Source organism: Psychrobacter sp. CX90, assembly GCF_057396305.2.
Map to the genome: position 1 here is coordinate 1,849,723 of NZ_CM182008.1, position 15,501 is coordinate 1,865,223.

16 protein-coding genes are annotated in these 15,501 nt (G+C 41.4%); 3 read left to right on the forward strand and 13 right to left on the reverse strand.

From position 1 onward, the window contains the following. Window positions 1-61: 61 nt before the first annotated feature. The 6 genes from pobA to AC2SLN_RS07280 form a co-directional block, all read right to left on the reverse strand. Window positions 62-1,252 (reverse strand): 4-hydroxybenzoate 3-monooxygenase, encoded by a 1,191-nt coding sequence (gene pobA / locus AC2SLN_RS07255; protein ID WP_486550334.1) that lies wholly within the window; start codon window positions 1,250-1,252, stop codon window positions 62-64. A gap of 79 nt (window positions 1,253-1,331) precedes the next feature. Then, window positions 1,332-1,955, reverse strand: a complete 624-nt coding sequence (pcaG, locus tag AC2SLN_RS07260; RefSeq protein ID WP_486550335.1) for a protocatechuate 3,4-dioxygenase subunit alpha — start codon at window positions 1,953-1,955, stop codon at window positions 1,332-1,334. A gap of 3 nt (window positions 1,956-1,958) precedes the next feature. Then, window positions 1,959-2,687: a protocatechuate 3,4-dioxygenase subunit beta gene (pcaH, locus tag AC2SLN_RS07265; RefSeq protein WP_486550337.1), complete on the reverse strand. Its 729-nt coding sequence runs from the start codon at window positions 2,685-2,687 to the stop codon at window positions 1,959-1,961. Between the two features lie 40 nt (window positions 2,688-2,727). Beyond that, window positions 2,728-3,903, reverse strand: coding sequence for a bifunctional 3-oxoadipate enol-lactonase/4-carboxymuconolactone decarboxylase PcaDC (gene pcaDC / locus AC2SLN_RS07270; RefSeq protein WP_486550339.1), 1,176 nt, complete (start codon window positions 3,901-3,903; stop codon window positions 2,728-2,730). Window positions 3,904-4,094: 191 nt separating this feature from the next. Next, a complete protein-coding gene (locus AC2SLN_RS07275; RefSeq protein WP_486550341.1) occupies window positions 4,095-5,162 on the reverse strand; it encodes a TRAP transporter substrate-binding protein in 1,068 nt (355 codons plus the stop codon). A 507-nt stretch (window positions 5,163-5,669) separates the two neighbouring features. Further along, window positions 5,670-7,043 (reverse strand): lyase family protein, encoded by a 1,374-nt coding sequence (locus AC2SLN_RS07280; protein WP_486550343.1) that lies wholly within the window; start codon window positions 7,041-7,043, stop codon window positions 5,670-5,672. A gap of 67 nt (window positions 7,044-7,110) precedes the next feature. Here AC2SLN_RS07280 and AC2SLN_RS07285 point away from each other — a divergent pair, with 67 nt between their 5' ends. From AC2SLN_RS07285 to modB, 3 genes are all read left to right on the forward strand, one after another. Next, entirely contained in the window at window positions 7,111-7,899 is a 789-nt protein-coding gene (locus AC2SLN_RS07285; RefSeq protein WP_486550345.1) for an IclR family transcriptional regulator domain-containing protein, read from the forward strand. Between the two features lie 208 nt (window positions 7,900-8,107). Then, window positions 8,108-9,004 carry a molybdate ABC transporter substrate-binding protein gene (modA, locus tag AC2SLN_RS07290; protein WP_486550347.1) on the forward strand — a complete coding sequence of 299 codons (897 nt, stop codon included), beginning with the start codon at window positions 8,108-8,110 and terminating at the stop codon, window positions 9,002-9,004. A 375-nt stretch (window positions 9,005-9,379) separates the two neighbouring features. Continuing rightward, the gene (modB, locus tag AC2SLN_RS07295; RefSeq protein WP_486550349.1) at window positions 9,380-10,084 is read left to right on the forward strand and encodes a molybdate ABC transporter permease subunit; all 705 of its coding nucleotides are present in this window, start codon (window positions 9,380-9,382) and stop codon (window positions 10,082-10,084) included. Window positions 10,085-10,174: 90 nt separating this feature from the next. Here the strand turns inward: modB and AC2SLN_RS07300 are convergent, their stop codons facing one another. From AC2SLN_RS07300 to moaA, 7 genes are all read right to left on the reverse strand, one after another. Continuing rightward, window positions 10,175-11,074, reverse strand: a complete 900-nt coding sequence (locus tag AC2SLN_RS07300) for a HesA/MoeB/ThiF family protein (RefSeq protein WP_486550351.1) — start codon at window positions 11,072-11,074, stop codon at window positions 10,175-10,177. A 161-nt stretch (window positions 11,075-11,235) separates the two neighbouring features. Continuing rightward, window positions 11,236-11,793, reverse strand: a complete 558-nt coding sequence (locus AC2SLN_RS07305; RefSeq protein WP_486550353.1) for a molybdenum cofactor biosynthesis protein MoaE — start codon at window positions 11,791-11,793, stop codon at window positions 11,236-11,238. 70 nt (window positions 11,794-11,863) lie between these two features. Further along, window positions 11,864-12,106: a molybdopterin converting factor subunit 1 gene (gene moaD, locus AC2SLN_RS07310; RefSeq protein WP_495057321.1), complete on the reverse strand. Its 243-nt coding sequence runs from the start codon at window positions 12,104-12,106 to the stop codon at window positions 11,864-11,866. Window positions 12,107-12,151: 45 nt separating this feature from the next. Continuing rightward, window positions 12,152-12,691 carry a cyclic pyranopterin monophosphate synthase MoaC gene (gene moaC / locus AC2SLN_RS07315; RefSeq protein ID WP_486550433.1) on the reverse strand — a complete coding sequence of 180 codons (540 nt, stop codon included), beginning with the start codon at window positions 12,689-12,691 and terminating at the stop codon, window positions 12,152-12,154. A 178-nt stretch (window positions 12,692-12,869) separates the two neighbouring features. Then, window positions 12,870-13,640 (reverse strand): molybdenum cofactor guanylyltransferase, encoded by a 771-nt coding sequence (mobA, locus tag AC2SLN_RS07320; RefSeq protein ID WP_486550356.1) that lies wholly within the window; start codon window positions 13,638-13,640, stop codon window positions 12,870-12,872. A gap of 14 nt (window positions 13,641-13,654) precedes the next feature. Next, entirely contained in the window at window positions 13,655-14,188 is a 534-nt protein-coding gene (gene moaB / locus AC2SLN_RS07325; RefSeq protein ID WP_486550358.1) for a molybdenum cofactor biosynthesis protein B, read from the reverse strand. A gap of 169 nt (window positions 14,189-14,357) precedes the next feature. Continuing rightward, on the reverse strand, window positions 14,358-15,401 hold the full coding sequence (gene moaA / locus AC2SLN_RS07330; RefSeq protein WP_486550435.1) for a GTP 3',8-cyclase MoaA: 1,044 nt from the start codon (window positions 15,399-15,401) through the stop codon (window positions 14,358-14,360). Window positions 15,402-15,501 lie beyond the last annotated feature (100 nt).

Here is a 15,501-nt window from a genome sequence, read left to right on the forward strand (position 1 = left end):
ATCAATTAACTTACTGACTAAGTGTCGATTAGGGTTAGTTGAACATAGTTTTACAACGATTTTATTCTAGTTCCTCAAATGGCAGTCCAACATAGTTTTCTGCTATTGTTGCCCTGCCCGCCTCAGAGCTTATAAAATAATCAAATTCAGCTTGTCGCACTCGAAAGTCGAACTCACTGTCACTCTCAAAGCGGTGCAATAGCGTGGTCATCCACCATGAAAATCGCACCGCTTTCCATGCCCTTGCCAAGCAAACTTCTTTATAGCGTGGGATTAAATCTGTGCGACCTTCGTCATATATTTTACTAAATAAACGAAAGGCGGTTTCGACATCACTGGCGGCTAGATTTAGACCTTTAGCCCCAGTTGGTGGGACGATGTGCGCGGCATCTCCCAATAAAAACAACTTGCCATATTGCATGGTTTCGCAAACGTAGGAACGAAGTGGTGCAATAGACATCTCTAACGCAGGACCCGTAACCAATCTATCTGCCATTTTTTTAGGAATACGCCGTTTAAGCTCTTTCCAAAACTTTTCCTCATCCCAATCATCAACGGTATCTGTATCAGGGACTTGTATATAGTAGCGACTTCGACTTTCAGAACGCATCGAACACAAGGCAAATCCGCGCTCATGCGCACAGTAGACAAGCTCATCATTGACAGGTGGCGTGTCGCTCATCAAACCCAGCCAGCCAAACGGATAGACTTTTTCGTACTCTACCAGCTGATCTTGTGGAATCGATTGTCGCGATACACCGTGATATCCGTCACAGCCAGCAATATAATCACACTCTAAACGATGCGTCTCTCCATTATGCAAATAGGTTACATATGGGTTCTCAGAGTCGATATCATGTAGTGTGACGTTATCGGCCTCATAAACTGTCGTAGCGCCCGCTTTTTTGCGAGCGTTCATTAAATCGCGGGTAACTTCCGTTTGACCATATACAATGACACGCTTTCCACCACTGTATTTTTCTAAATTAAGATGATGGTGTTCTCCTTGAAAGCTAAAGTCTGTACCCGTGTGGACAATACCCTCCTTATCCATACGCTCAGCAACACCCGCCTCACGAAGTAAGTCTGCCGTACCTTGCTCAAGTACACCAGCACGAATTCGACTCAAAACATAGTCGCCAGATCTCCTTTCTAGAATGATGTTATCAATACCCGCATTTGTTAATAATTGGCCCAGTAACAATCCTGACGGGCCTGCACCGATAATCGCTACCTGTGTTTTGTTATTCATGAGTTCCCTCTCACATTTTTAATTTGAGCCTTAAATGCATTTAAGCGGACATATAAGGCTTAACAACTAAAACTAAGGCTTAATAATCAAAAAAAACTGTCTCGTTATTACCCTGTAAATAAATATCAAAACGATATCGAGGCTTACCTGTATCTTCTTCTTTTACTGCGATGAGTGTGTTACGTCGCGCCTCCGATGGAATGCGATTTAAAACTGGGCAACTATTATTTGCCGATTGTTCATCCTCAAAGTACGCTCTTGTTTGTAAATGTATATTAATACCGCGTGCAAAAATGGTCAGGTTTATATGAGGTGCCATTAATTTACCGTTAAAATCAACTTGACCAGGTTTAACTGTATTAAAGTGGAAGTTACCGTCTAAATCACACGCACTACGACCAAAGCCATTAAATGGTTTGTTGTTATCAAACTCACTGATATAGTTACCCTTACTATCAGCTTGCCAGATTTCAATCAAAGCGTCTCGAACTACATCACCATTGCCATCATAGACAGAGCCGACAAACTCAATATGTTGACCTTCCGCCCCTTCTTTAGCCAAATCTCGCCATATTTCATCAGATCGAGGCGCTAAACCAGCAACTTCTAACGCCAACCCAATGTGAACAAATGGACCTGCTGTTTGAGAGGCTGTTTCACGTAATAATCCAGTGTCATCTTGTAATTTATATTGGCTGCACATGTTTTACTCCTCAAAATAGGTTTGTAATGCGCCACGCACAACGATATCAAAACGATATGCTAGGTAGTCCATAGGCTTACTCATCGCCATATCCAGACGTGCAATCATTGTTTCAACCGCATCAGGATCTTTTAAGACTTGTACAATTGGACACAGGGGAATCAATGGATCGCCCTCAAAATACATCTGGGTAATCAATCTTGTAGATATCGAAGGCCCCATAACCGACACATGAATGTGCGCAGGGCGCCATGTATTAATATCATTTGGCCAAGGGTATGGGCCAGGGCGTACGGTACGGAATCGATAATGACCATCGGCATCAGTGATGCAACGACCAACACCACCAAAGTTAGGATCTAAAGGCGCTAAATATCCATCTGTTTTATGACGATAACGACCGCCAGCATTAGCCTGCCACATTTCAACCAATGTATTGGGTACTGGCTTGCCAAATTGATCAATCACACGGCCGTGCATGACAATTCTTTCGCCAATAGGTAGGCCCGGCTGAACGCCTTCAGTCCGGTAGTTCATTAACAAGTCGTTATCATACGCCCCTATCTCTAGACCGCTAAATATGGGACCACTACGCTCTGATGGACTCGCTTGCTGAATACTTATTAAGGCTTGTTTGGGTGATCGGGAAACGGATGTTTTATAGCTCGGTGTGTACTGCGCAGGTTGCCAAGATCTGTCCCTAGCAACAAAATATGGATAATTTTTACTCATTTTTACACTCCATTGTGTCATAAAATTCTCAAAACCTTCCTTATTGAGAAAGCGGCTGACCCCAACCATTTTTTTTGGCCAAGCCAAAGGCATGGTTTGCAGCAGGTACTCCTGCATAAATAGCCACATGCATCAGCACCTGACGAAGCTGTGATTCATTTATGCCAAGTCGTATAGCGGTTCTTAGGTGAAGCTCTAGCTCATCATCACGACCAAGCGATGCTAAGATAGCAGTGGTAATCATACTGCGTTGTTGAAAGGTTAAACTGTTATCACCCCACAGCTCGCCCCAAGCCGTACGCGTAATAAACTTCTGGAAAGGGCTATCTAGAGAGGTCGCATTTTTGGTGGACTTTTCAACATGCGCATCGCCTAATATGCGCTTTCTCTGAGTCAGTCCTTGCTCATAAGTAATGCCGTTTTCCCCTACCCTCTCACGAGCAGGATTGTGATGTATATGCTCTACTAGAGCTTTGGGATTTTCTACTGACGGAACATGTGCCACCTTTTGCAAAATAATTAAGCGGGCATCAACAAATTCGTCTTTCAGTGTCTCCAGTGAGGAAGGTGGCGTAGATACATCCTCAGACCCTGCCATTAGTGATACGCGCTTATCATAGTGTTTTAATTTATTCAAATTATTAACCTCAGATAAGGCCTCACAAAGCTTGGCATAGCTTTCGTCGTCTGTTCTTGCTAATTGCAATTGCCAACCCTTAACCAAATCAGGATACTGTGTCATGAAATCAGGGGCAAACCAGCGCGATATTATCTCTGGCGCAATCTCGTCAAGACCTAACCGGCGCACCTTATCCGCGCGCGCGCTCCAACCTGCTTTAGTACCGATAATAGGGCCTGTATTGGTAAGCCAAACATCCTCTAAACGTTGAGGTGCAATTTGACACAATGTCTGGCCTATTGCACCGCCGATTGAAGTACCGATAAAACTGAAGCATTCAATCTCTAACGCATCAGCCAGCGCTAGCACGTCTTCAGCCATCACTTCTATTGAAATGCCTTCAGCCGCTTTATCGCTATAACCGTGGCCGGGTAAGTCCCAACGGATACAGCGATAATGACCATGTAATTGGTCACAGACAACGTCCCAAACATTGCAGCTCATGCCTAATGGATGTGCCATAAATAAGGCAGGCAAATAACGCTCGCCACTATCTTGATACGCAACTAGACGCTGTTTTGTTGCTAAAAAATTCATAGTTCATCTCCCTCTCGTATGACCATCACGCAATACATTGCTTAACCATGGCAAAAGGTGACCTGCCTTGAGAGTTTAAATAAGGCAAGCCATTGTGCGTGCCACTATGCATGCCTTAATATAAATCGTCGGCTACACGATTGATTAATCCAATAAACCTTGCAATTAACCTCTAAAATAGGTAATTGTGGTTAAGACTGACAAGCCACGCTTGCTTGTTTCGCTTTTTGGTAGACGCTTCTCGCATCTAAGCCAAGCGCCTCTACATCACTAAGATACTTCTCTGTACCCGCTTGTAGAGGCATTTTCCATGCTGGGTCATTTAGGGGGTCAGCAATATCAATGATCACATCACCTTTAGCTTTCGCATCCGCCATAAATCTCGCATCTTGACCATCAAAAACTTTACCTGCCATTTCGGCCATTACTTTGCCAGAATTATCATCAATAACTTTCTTTAAATCATCGGGTAACGCCGCATACTTATCTTTATTCATAGTTACCATAATAGCGGAGCTATAAAATGGAATGTTAGTATGCGTATTGGTCAGCTCAATCAGCTTAAATGCGCCCACGGCATCCCACGGTAGGCTCATACCATCGAGCACCCCACGCTGTAGTGAGGTATATATATCTGGAGCAGGTAACCCTACTGGTGTGCCGCCTGCAGACTCAATAATATCGCCAGCAATGGCAGAGGGACGACGAATCCGTAACCCTTTTAAGTCTTCAGGCTTTGCAATAGGCTTATCAACAGTATGAATACCGCCTGGGCCCGTTCCCATCATAAACAATAAATGCGTATCCTCATATTCACTTGAAATGACCCCATCATCATAAAGCGTCTGAAGCATGCAGTTCATTTGCGTGGCTGAACCAGACAAACCTGGTAGTTCTGCTACTTGAGTAAGAGGAAAGCGACCATTTGTATATCCTTGCAACTGGGAGCCAATATCAACAGTGCCTTTAGCCGTAGCATCATAGGTAGCATCAGGCTTGGCTAAAGTGGCTGAAGGAAAAATCTCAACCTTAATTCTGCCATTAGATTCCGCTTCGACCTTTTTTGCCCAAGGTTCAAAAATGTCTTTGTGGGTTGCTGAAGTGGCAGGCCAGAAGTGAGCGAAACGTAATGTGGTGGTTTCGGCAGAGTCTGTTTTGACGGCAGCTGATTCTGTAGAGGGGGCGCAGCCCGTAACCCCTAAACCAGTGAAGCCTAACATAGACACTAATGTGAAACTGATTACAGAAAGTTTGTTCATCATAAATTCCCTTTAGATGACTTAAATGAAGCGAGTTATAATAATATCTTAATTCGAAACAACTTATGATACCGATAACTGATAGTAACGAATAACCTATTTACTTTAATATAATTGAGCATAGCCACGCTCATAAAACAAAGCAGCCATTAAACTAAGCAACTATAAAACTAAGCAACTGTTAAACAAAACAACTATTAAACAATAGCAGCAATACCATCCTCAAACTCAGCATAGCTATTGTTCGCTAAAAGAACTGTTGTTCGTATAGTGAATTAAACTATACCTTAACCTTTCGTCTGTCAATACTATTTACTTTCAATTGTTTATATATTCACTAGGACGTGTCCTCATTTTGAAAATGGAGATAAAAATAAGATAAATCGAAGTCAGACAAGGAGAATAATAGGTAAATATCGAGATACTTCCCCGTTATTTGACGTGGTATGACAAGATTTGGCTATTTTCAGCCCATTTAAATGCAATTGTACGAATTGAGGACACGCCTTAGCCTCTCAATATATTTATGGACTCAACCAATTCTTTACCTGTTTTTTCACATTGCCATTGAGCGGCACCGCAATAAGTAAGGGGAGATAACAGTGTTTTTATATCCTTCGCGGTTAAATCAATCTTAAGGTTGCGCACGCTGATAAGCTCATTTAACACTCGTACAAATCCAATATGATCTCTATGCGCCTGATCGCTGGCCTGATTAACTGCCAATAGTAGTTGGGGTTTATTTGATAATTGAGGGTCATTTGATAAATACTGGGTTAAGGGGTTAATCAGATAAGCATCACTTGTTAAATCTAAATTTTCTGCCATGCGTTCTGGATAAACTCGCAAGCCCTCGAGTAAAACTTTCATGTAACTAGATGCCCCTGCTACCAAAGCCAAACCTTCCATCAATGGCATCCAAGAGGCATGCCACTCACCTAACCCTCTCTCAAATGGCTGTGCCGTAGTATTGCTTATCACACTTAAATGCCCGTGCATTCTTATTGCTGCCGTCTTTATTAAGGCACACAGTACAGGATTACGTTTATGAGGCATTGAAGACGACCCTCCCATACCTTCAATAGGAGGCTCTGCTAACTCGCCTATTTCAGATTGGCACATCAATGATATGTCCTCAACAATGTTTTCGAAGGCACCAGCCAATGCATCTAACGTTGACCCAATGCTATGTATAGGCTGTCTATTCGTGTGCCAAGGCAATAAAGGTTCTGTCAAACCTAAAAGAGCAGCTACCTTTTGTGGTAGCTGATGCTGCTCATTTTCTACATTACTGACGCCTACTGGTCCTCCCCATTGCAAATACAGCCCTGATTTTTGTAACTTTACTAAATTTGGTACTACTGATACTAATGCAGATGACCATTGTGATACTTTCACACCAAAAGTTATGGGAAGAGCTTGTTGCAGAAGTGTCCGACCTGACATGGGCGTTGCACTATGCGTCTTGATCAAACGTCCACACGCTTCGAGAATAGCAATTAGATCTTGATTGATTGTCTCTAATCCAGACTTTATCATCAACATCATCGCACTATCCACGACATCTTGACTGGTCACTGTTTTATGAAAGTAAGGTTTGATTTCGTCAGGAAGTAAGCGCTTTGCTTGAGCGACAAAAGGGATGGCAGGATTGCCACCGAGATAGGTTGTCTGCGCCATATCATCAAGGTCAAAATTGCTTAATAACAACGCTTGCTTAGTTTTTTCTAGAATCCCAAGAGGAATAAGGCTATGATGCTCCTTAATTTCGATGATCGCTAACTCGAAATCTAGCATTGACTGAACAAATGTTTCATCTGAAAATTCGGCGGCAAGATCAGCACTCAAGAACGGCTGATTGATAAATTTGCTGATTTTCATTTAGTATCCTTATCGTATCTTATGCAAACCTGCGTGTACTCCCTTAACAAAATATACATTAAATTTTATGTTTAAAGAACAAGATAAAAAAATACCTGTAGATAGTCCCGACTTTGTTACCTCATTAGCAGCAGGTCTTAGTGTGCTGCAAACCTTTGATGCACAACATTCAAGCATGACACTAAGCGAGGTGGCGGAACTGGCTCAAATAGACAGAGCCAAGGCTCGACGATACCTGTTAACACTGCATGCTCTTGGCTACATTCATAAAAACAAACGTCAGTTTAGCTTAACACCAAAAACTTTAAGCTTTGGCGCCAGCTACTTAAGCGGCAACCATCATAAAGAGATTGTGCAATACTACCTTGAGAGAGTCACTGAAGAGACTGGCGAATCCTGCTCATTCGGGGTTTTAGACGGTCATGATATCGTGTATATCGCCCGATCTGCAGCAGCGCACAGACTTATGGCAATTACCTTATCTCCTGGCACCAAACTGCCTGCTGCTTATACCTCAATGGGAAGGGCTATCTTGGCCAATCTTCCTGAAAATGAGCGAGATGCGTTCTTAGCGGATATTGAACTAACACCATATACCCCCTACAGTATTACGGATATTGAGATTTTAAAGCAGCAGTTGAATAAAATTAAAGAAGATCAATTCGTCATCTTAAACCAAGAGTTAGACACTGGCCTACTATCATTAGCAGTACCCATTTATAAGAGAAATAAAACGCTTATTGGGGCCATTAATATAAGTACAAATGCCATGCGCGTAACACCAAAAGACCTTGAACAAGATTTTTTACCTATATTACGTGACTGCGCCAACAATATTCAAACCTATTATCTGTAGTTGTTCGATACACTGAAAACTCATCTATATCCTTTACCTTATTCAATATCATTATGGTTGCAAAGCAGATATAATTTGGTAGATGTACAGGGTCAAACTTGATGAATTTTGAGAGACGTTTCCGAGGTCTAGCTACTGCCACTCTTCTTTCATAATTTATCAGTTTATTATTCTATGTATTTTACAGTTAGTTAATTAGTGCTAAATTATGTCTTTATCTTTATCTTTCAAAAAAGCTTTACCTATCAATACGGCTCTCTTTTATTGCTTATTTCTTCTGCTTATGTCATTGTCAGGGTTATTGACCTCATGCACGCCCAATTCATCTTCTAAAAATAACATTAAGCCATCAGCTGCGAATCAGCCTAGCACGTTACACATTGCCGCTGCTGCCAATCTGTCTGCTGTATTACCAAAAGTTATTGAATCATACAAGCAAAACGCCAACCTACCCGCCAATTATCCAATTGAGATAACCTACGCATCATCGGGTAAGTTATACGCTCAAATCAATTCAGGTGCCCCTTACGATTTATTTTTATCTGCCAATCAATCCTACCCCGCTAAGCTCGCTAACTCTGTCTTACTCTCTAATGGATCCTTGCCACCGAAACCCTTTACCTATGCCAGAGGTCAATTATCTTTATACAGCCCGGCTCAGCCTTTGGGTTCAGCTAAGTCACTCAATACGAACACATTTAAACAGCTTATTAAGGCCAATCCAAATACTAAGATAACCATTGCCAATCCAACTCTGGCACCCTATGGGGCATCGGCAAAAGCTTTTCTTGAAGATAAACACCTCTACAAAAACTTAATAGAGAATAAAAGGCTTGTTCAGACAGAAAATATTGGTCAAGCTTTTCAATATGTTCATGCCGGTAGTGTTGATTATGGCTTGGTAGCTCAATCGCAACTATTGACAGCAGGTGTCGATGAATCACAATATCGCACGCTTGAGATTAACGATTACCCTGCTATATTACAAGATGGCATTATCTTACAAGATCACGCCACTGCCATTGATTTCGCCAAATTCATTCAATCTGAAGTGGCGCAAAAGCATTTCTTACAAGCAGGGTATTTGCCAATTAGATTGCCTTGAATTATCAACCATTGAATTCGCTTATCTTGAAGTGGCTGCCCTTCAATTACCTTGCCAAGAAAACAGTGTGACCCGCAATACTACAATAGGGAGTGTCCTCATTTAGATTATTAAGCTAAAAATGTTAGGGTGTGTTGAATATTCAAACATTAGGACTGACGATAGCTAAAATAGATACTGGTCAATTCATTAAGGTTAGGTTAAGCTTTCATTTATTCGGCGCTATCAGCGCCCTATTTATATACAAGGCAACGCTTAATAAATGAAAGACGTCTTGGCCTTCTTTTATTATTTATAACTTATTAACTTCTTTTATAACTTCTTTATCTTTATTAACTTCATTAACTTCTTTTATCTTTAATAATTAGCCTGTTTATGTCATTAGCACCCGCTCAACTGTCTGAGATGCTATTACCCTTATGGGTAAGCCTAAAGCTTGCTGGCGTGACAACCCTATGTTTATTACTCTTTGCAACGCCCCTAGCCTATTGGCTGGCTAAATGCTCAAGAACACCTTGGATGGCTCGTCTAAAAGTTATGGTAATGGGTATTATTGCCATGCCATTAGTCCTACCACCTACCGTTATTGGTTTTTATCTATTGCTTATAATGAGCCCAAATTTTGGTATTGGAAAAATTCTTGTCACGCATAACCTAAGTGCATTAGCCTTTACCTTTGAGGGGTTAGTCATTGGCTCTATCGTATACTCTCTCCCTTTTTACATTCAGCCTGTATATGCACAGTTTTTACGCATTCCAAAAAATGTGAGTGATGTGGCTTATTTGTTAGAGGCGAGTCGATTACGCCGATTTTTCCGAGTATCCTTACCTCAAGCCAAATCAGGCATTGTATTAGGTAGTCTTATTAGCTTTGCGCATACCATAGGCGAGTTTGGTGTGGTGTTAATGATTGGCGGCAGTATTTCTGGCGAAACCAAGGTCATATCTATCGCTATTTATGAACAGGTTGAAGCCCTAAATTATGATATGGCACATACCATGTCACTGATATTGATTATCATGGGAATTGTTCTGGTAGGCTTGATTGCAGGTATAAATAACGCCATTCAACGTCGATAGTGATTAAACGATAATTGAAACAATAGTCCTTAGACCATAAGATTGAGACGATAGCAATTAGACGATAACGCTTAAAAGCAAGCTCACGCCCTAACCGCACACACGGCAATTTTTATTTTGGCGATAACGAATGTTATATTGAGTCATACTTCTCGCATCCCACGTTAAAAGCTGACCTGCAAGTGGGTTGTGTCCTAGCCCTAAATAGTAGAGTGCGGCATTTGCCTGGAAGTTGCCCATGACGGATGTTGTACTGGCTAGAACGCCAGAGCTAACACAAGTCTGTTCTTCTGCCCGCCCATCTGAGCTGTTTAATAAAACATCACCAAACACACAATGATAACAACCTGTCTTTTTAGAAGGCTCATATAAGGCAAGTTGGCCAGACATCGCTATTGCAGAGGCTGATAATAAGGCAATGTTATAGTTAACACTGACTTGATTCAACAGTTCTCGGATGGCAAAATTATCCGTGCAATCAAGCAATAATATATTTGCATTTTTGTCTGTACTACTACCTGCATTATCTTTTGCACTGCCGTCTGCACCGACGCTTGAACCTGTCAATTCAGACATTAATAATCGAATAATATCATCGATATTATCTGGCAGTAACCGTTCTACTTTGTAATCAATATGGATAAATGGATTTATTTGTTTTAAAGTTTCTGCGGCAGTTTCTGCTTTATGACGTCCCACATCTTCTGGCTTAAAAAGCGTCTGCCGTTGTAGGTTACTCAGCTCAATAACATCATTATCGATCAAATATAGATGGCCTACGCCAGCGCGTACAAGTGTCTCAGAAACAGGGCAACCCAGCCCGCCAGCACCGATTATAATTGCAGTACTTGCCCGCAATTTCTCTTGAGCACCAATACCCCAGCCCTCCAGCAAAATTTGGCGAGCATAAAGCATCAGCTCATCATCACTTAGCTGGTTATGACTTAGCTTTAAGTCGCTTGCTTCGCTATGCTGTACTGTTGTGCTCATTAAGCAGATGCCTTAAATGTGTGATTTAATAAGCGAGAAATTTTTAAACCAGTGTTAGATTGAGCCCTAATATAGCCATTGCTAATTTGTGCTTGTCTTTTTTGTGCTTGTCTTTCTACTTATTTACTGCTACTTTTTTATTGCTACTTTTTTATTAATACTTAGCCATTATTACTTAGCCACTTTGAAGGTTCGTTATCGTAAAACTCCTGCTTCCAGACTGGTATATCTGCTTTAATGGCATCCAGTATCCAGCGGCAAGCGTCAAAAGCAGGATAGCGGTGCTTTGACGACACCCCTACCCAAACTGCCATATCACCAATCTTAAGCTTACCAATACGATGAATTGCCACGGCATTGCTAATATCAAAGCGACATTTGGCCTCTTCAATAATGAGCTTGCCTTGGTTAATGGCTAACTTCTCATACCCATAATACGTTAATTGACTCACAGCACTACCGTTATTATGATTGCGTACCCACCCTTCAAAAGTCGCTAAAGCGCCACAATGCTCATCTTTCAACATCTTTTTCAAACGTTGCTCATCAATCTGAGTATCGAGTAAAGCAAACCCCTGCTGTTGAGCAATTTGATATGCCTCATCGATACTATGAGATATTTGACTGGCGTGCTTATGTGCTTGCTCTGCACCCTCTAAGGTCTTCTGACTGCCAGAAACTTGCGAAGAGATGGATAGATCGGAAGTAGAGTTGGACATGGCTTTTGTCTCGCGTATATAGCATAAAAAATAGTAATAGGACTGACGCAATATTATAGAACTTAAACGGCTAGCCACCCGCAACAGGGGGAATAAAGACGATGGTATCACCCTCTCTTAGTTTATCGTTCCAGTCTGCAAATTCATCGTTGATGGCGACGCGCACTTGTGACTCTTCTAAAGCAAATCCATACTCTGCTTGTAATTGTGCATACAGCTGATTCAATGATGTATCGCTGTCTATTTGAAGGTTTTCTTGCCCTTTTTTGGCTTTATCTGCAAAACTGGCAAAATACAATACGGTAATATTCATCATGTTCTCTATTTTTATGATCAGCTCTATTTTTTATAATCGGCTCTATTTTTTATAATCGGCTCTATTTTGATAGTCAGACTTGCCACCGGTTTTGCTTACCAAGCGAATATCATTTAGGATAATATCGTGGGATAATGCTTTGGTCATATCGTATATCGTCAAACAGGCCACACTGACAGCTGTCAACGCCTCCATCTCTACTCCAGTCTTATGGCTCACTTTCACGGTTGAGGCCACCTTAATTGCATGAGCAGCGTCGACATAATCAAACGTTAATGCAATTTTGTCTATAGGCAGCGGATGACAAAGTGGGATTAAATCATGAGTACGTTTTGCAGCCATAATACCGGCAATATGCGCAGTTTGGGTAATACTGCCTTTTTTAGTCATGCCATCGGCAGCTTTAATGTGCCAGTAAATATCAGGGGGGAAAATTACATAACCTTGGGCCACTGCTTGTCGAGATGTCACGGTCTTATGGCCCACATCCACCATATGAATATCGCCTTCGGCATCTAAGTGCGACAGTACCGCTTTACAACCGTTTGTTGTAGAGTCGTTATTTGGGTTGTCTTTATTCATAGTAGAGTTATGAGCTTCTAATGTATTTGGCAATGTTTTTGGCATAATGGCTTAGCGTCAATATTGTGATGGATAGTTAGATGAATGGTTAAATAAGACGTTAAAGAATCAGTTAAAGGATAGCTTAAATTTAAATAATCCGTTCTATCGTTAGTTAAGTAATGTTCCACATGCCAATTTAACGTATTGCTTGGCAAGCTGTTTTAAAGTCATCTGGCGTATTTAAGTTTGATAGAACATACCAACTTTCAGGCATTGTCAGTGCTTGACAAACGGGGTTAATAAAACTCATTACCCGCCTCTGCCCTGAGTCTAAATAATCGTTTAAATCTTCTGCTAAGCCTAATTGATACAGCGCTAATAATGGGTACAATCGGTTATCGTCTTTTAAACATATAACTTTAGTGTCTTTACTAGATGCGGTTTTGTGTTCTGTGATAGACGACTCCTGTATATGGTGCCAAATATCCGCCCCAGAAACCAAACTATCACAGCTGACCACCAGTAACCACTTTGCTTTAATTGTTGCTGTTTTTTCATTAAGTACAAAATAATGCATAGCAGACAAAATTGCGCCCAAAGGCCCTGCTGAGTGTTTAAGCTTGGTTTTATTATTATGACCTTCAACTACCTTTATTGGGCAATAGTCTTTGATATGTGTGACTGATACTGTGGGAAATTGCGCTAATAACGCATCATTAATTACATACCCTGCTCCAGCATCTGCGATCAAAATAGGCACACCAAACTGTTGGGCCTGTTTAAAATGATAATCAAGCAAGCTGTCACCTGAGGGTAATCTTAATAAGGCCTTAGGCGAGCCCATACGGGTAGATAGCCCCCCTGCCAATATCAAAATGCCAGCGACTGAATCCCTGATGTTTTGCGCATCAAACAAATGGTTGCCCTTATGGTCATTATGGTCGCTCAATCGACGACTAAAGCTCACTTTACAAACCTAGTTTAGTCGTGATCATGAGTTGGATTAATACGCATTAAATGCGGCACAAAATTACAAGGGCGAGTTCGGCTATCGAGCTGCTCTTTGATAATCTTATCCCATCCAGTGCGGCACGCTCCGCCTGAGCCTGGTAGACAGAAAATAACGGTATTATTCGCCATGCCAGCAATTGCCCGAGACTGAATAGTAGACATACCGATATCATCTTTAGAAATCAAACGGAACATCTCACCAAAACCATCAACCGTTTTATCAAATAACACACTGACTGCTTCTGGGATGCTGTCACGGATATAAAAGCCCGTACCTCCTGTTGTAATCACAGCATGAATTTGGGGATCTGCCACCCATTTGCTAATAACCGCTCTAATTTGATAGATATCATCAGTTGTAAGTTCACGTTCAGCTAGTATGTGCCCCGCTTTGGTTACCTCATCGGCTAAGTATTGACCCGATGTATCCTCGCTCAAACTACGACTATCAGACACGGTTAAAACCGCAATATTTAATGGGACAAACGCTTTTTCTTTTGACATAATCTAACCTTAAAAAAAGAATGTAAAGTATATTATTTTTTGAGTTATACAGAGCTTATTGTCGCAATTTTTAAACAAATAACGCTTCTCATCTATGACATTCGTCGCTAATCTCTTCATAACTATCATCTTCATAACTATCAATAGCTGTTTACTGTCAAGATAAGCCTTACCCCCCTATCATCGACAAATTATTCATAATGCCACTATTCGCTTCGGCAAGATGGTGGTGTTCTGGCTTAATAGGCATCAACCCGTGTAGTACTTCAATAAGTCCATTCACATCTTGGCGTTGTAAATAGTCTCGAACATCATAACTGCCTTGATCAAATAAACAAAGATGAATCTTACCAAGACTACTGACTCGTAAGCGGTTACAGCTGTCACAAAAATGCGGGGCATAAGGTGCAATCATCCCAATCCGGCCTATATAATCGGGGTGGCTATATTCTATGGCGGGCCCATCGGTCAATCCTCTATCTTGCGCAGTCCATCCGTTGTTTATCAAATAATTAGTAATTAAGGTCGATTGGGCGTGCTGGGCAAAAAATAAATCACGGTTATCACTGGTCTGCATAAACTCAATAAAACGATAGGTTATTGGCCGCGTTTTAACATAGTCCAATGCCGAGATTAACGTGTCATAGGCGGTGCTTTCCATCAAGATACCGTTTAGCTTTAGCTTGATATCGGTTGTTTCAAGCAACGTATCTATATCCTTTAATAGCTGGGGTAATATACCAAACCCTGTCATTTGTTTAAAAGTGGCGGGGTCAAAGCTATCTATGCTGATGTTTAACTGATTTAGTCCAGCATGTTGCCAGTTTGCAATATGCTTACCCAGTTTATAACCGTTGCTGGTCATCGCTACCTTTTCGATGCCTGAGGTTGCTTTTACCACATCAACAATCTCAGTCACATCTTTGCGAATGGAGGGCTCTCCACCAGTGAGACGTACTTTTTTCGTCCCCACTTGAGCAAAGGCTTGGATAAGCGTTTCAATTTCACTGTGAGTCAACTCGTTATCAGGTCGGCGACCTTGATACCCTTCGGGCAAACAATAGCCACAACGGAAATTACAGAAATCGGTGATAGATAGACGCAAGTAGGTAAGACGACGGGAGAAACCATCGGTTAGTGTGCTGTCATGAGCAGGGGATATAGGTTGTTGTTTAGAAGTTATATTAACCACTTTATAAGGTAATTTACCCATGGTTTTATTAAAAGGACCATCAAATAGTGGTTCGTTGAATTCAGGCAAGTACAATTGCGCACTGCCCAGCGTCGAAGTAAGATGGTTCATGTTTGATTAC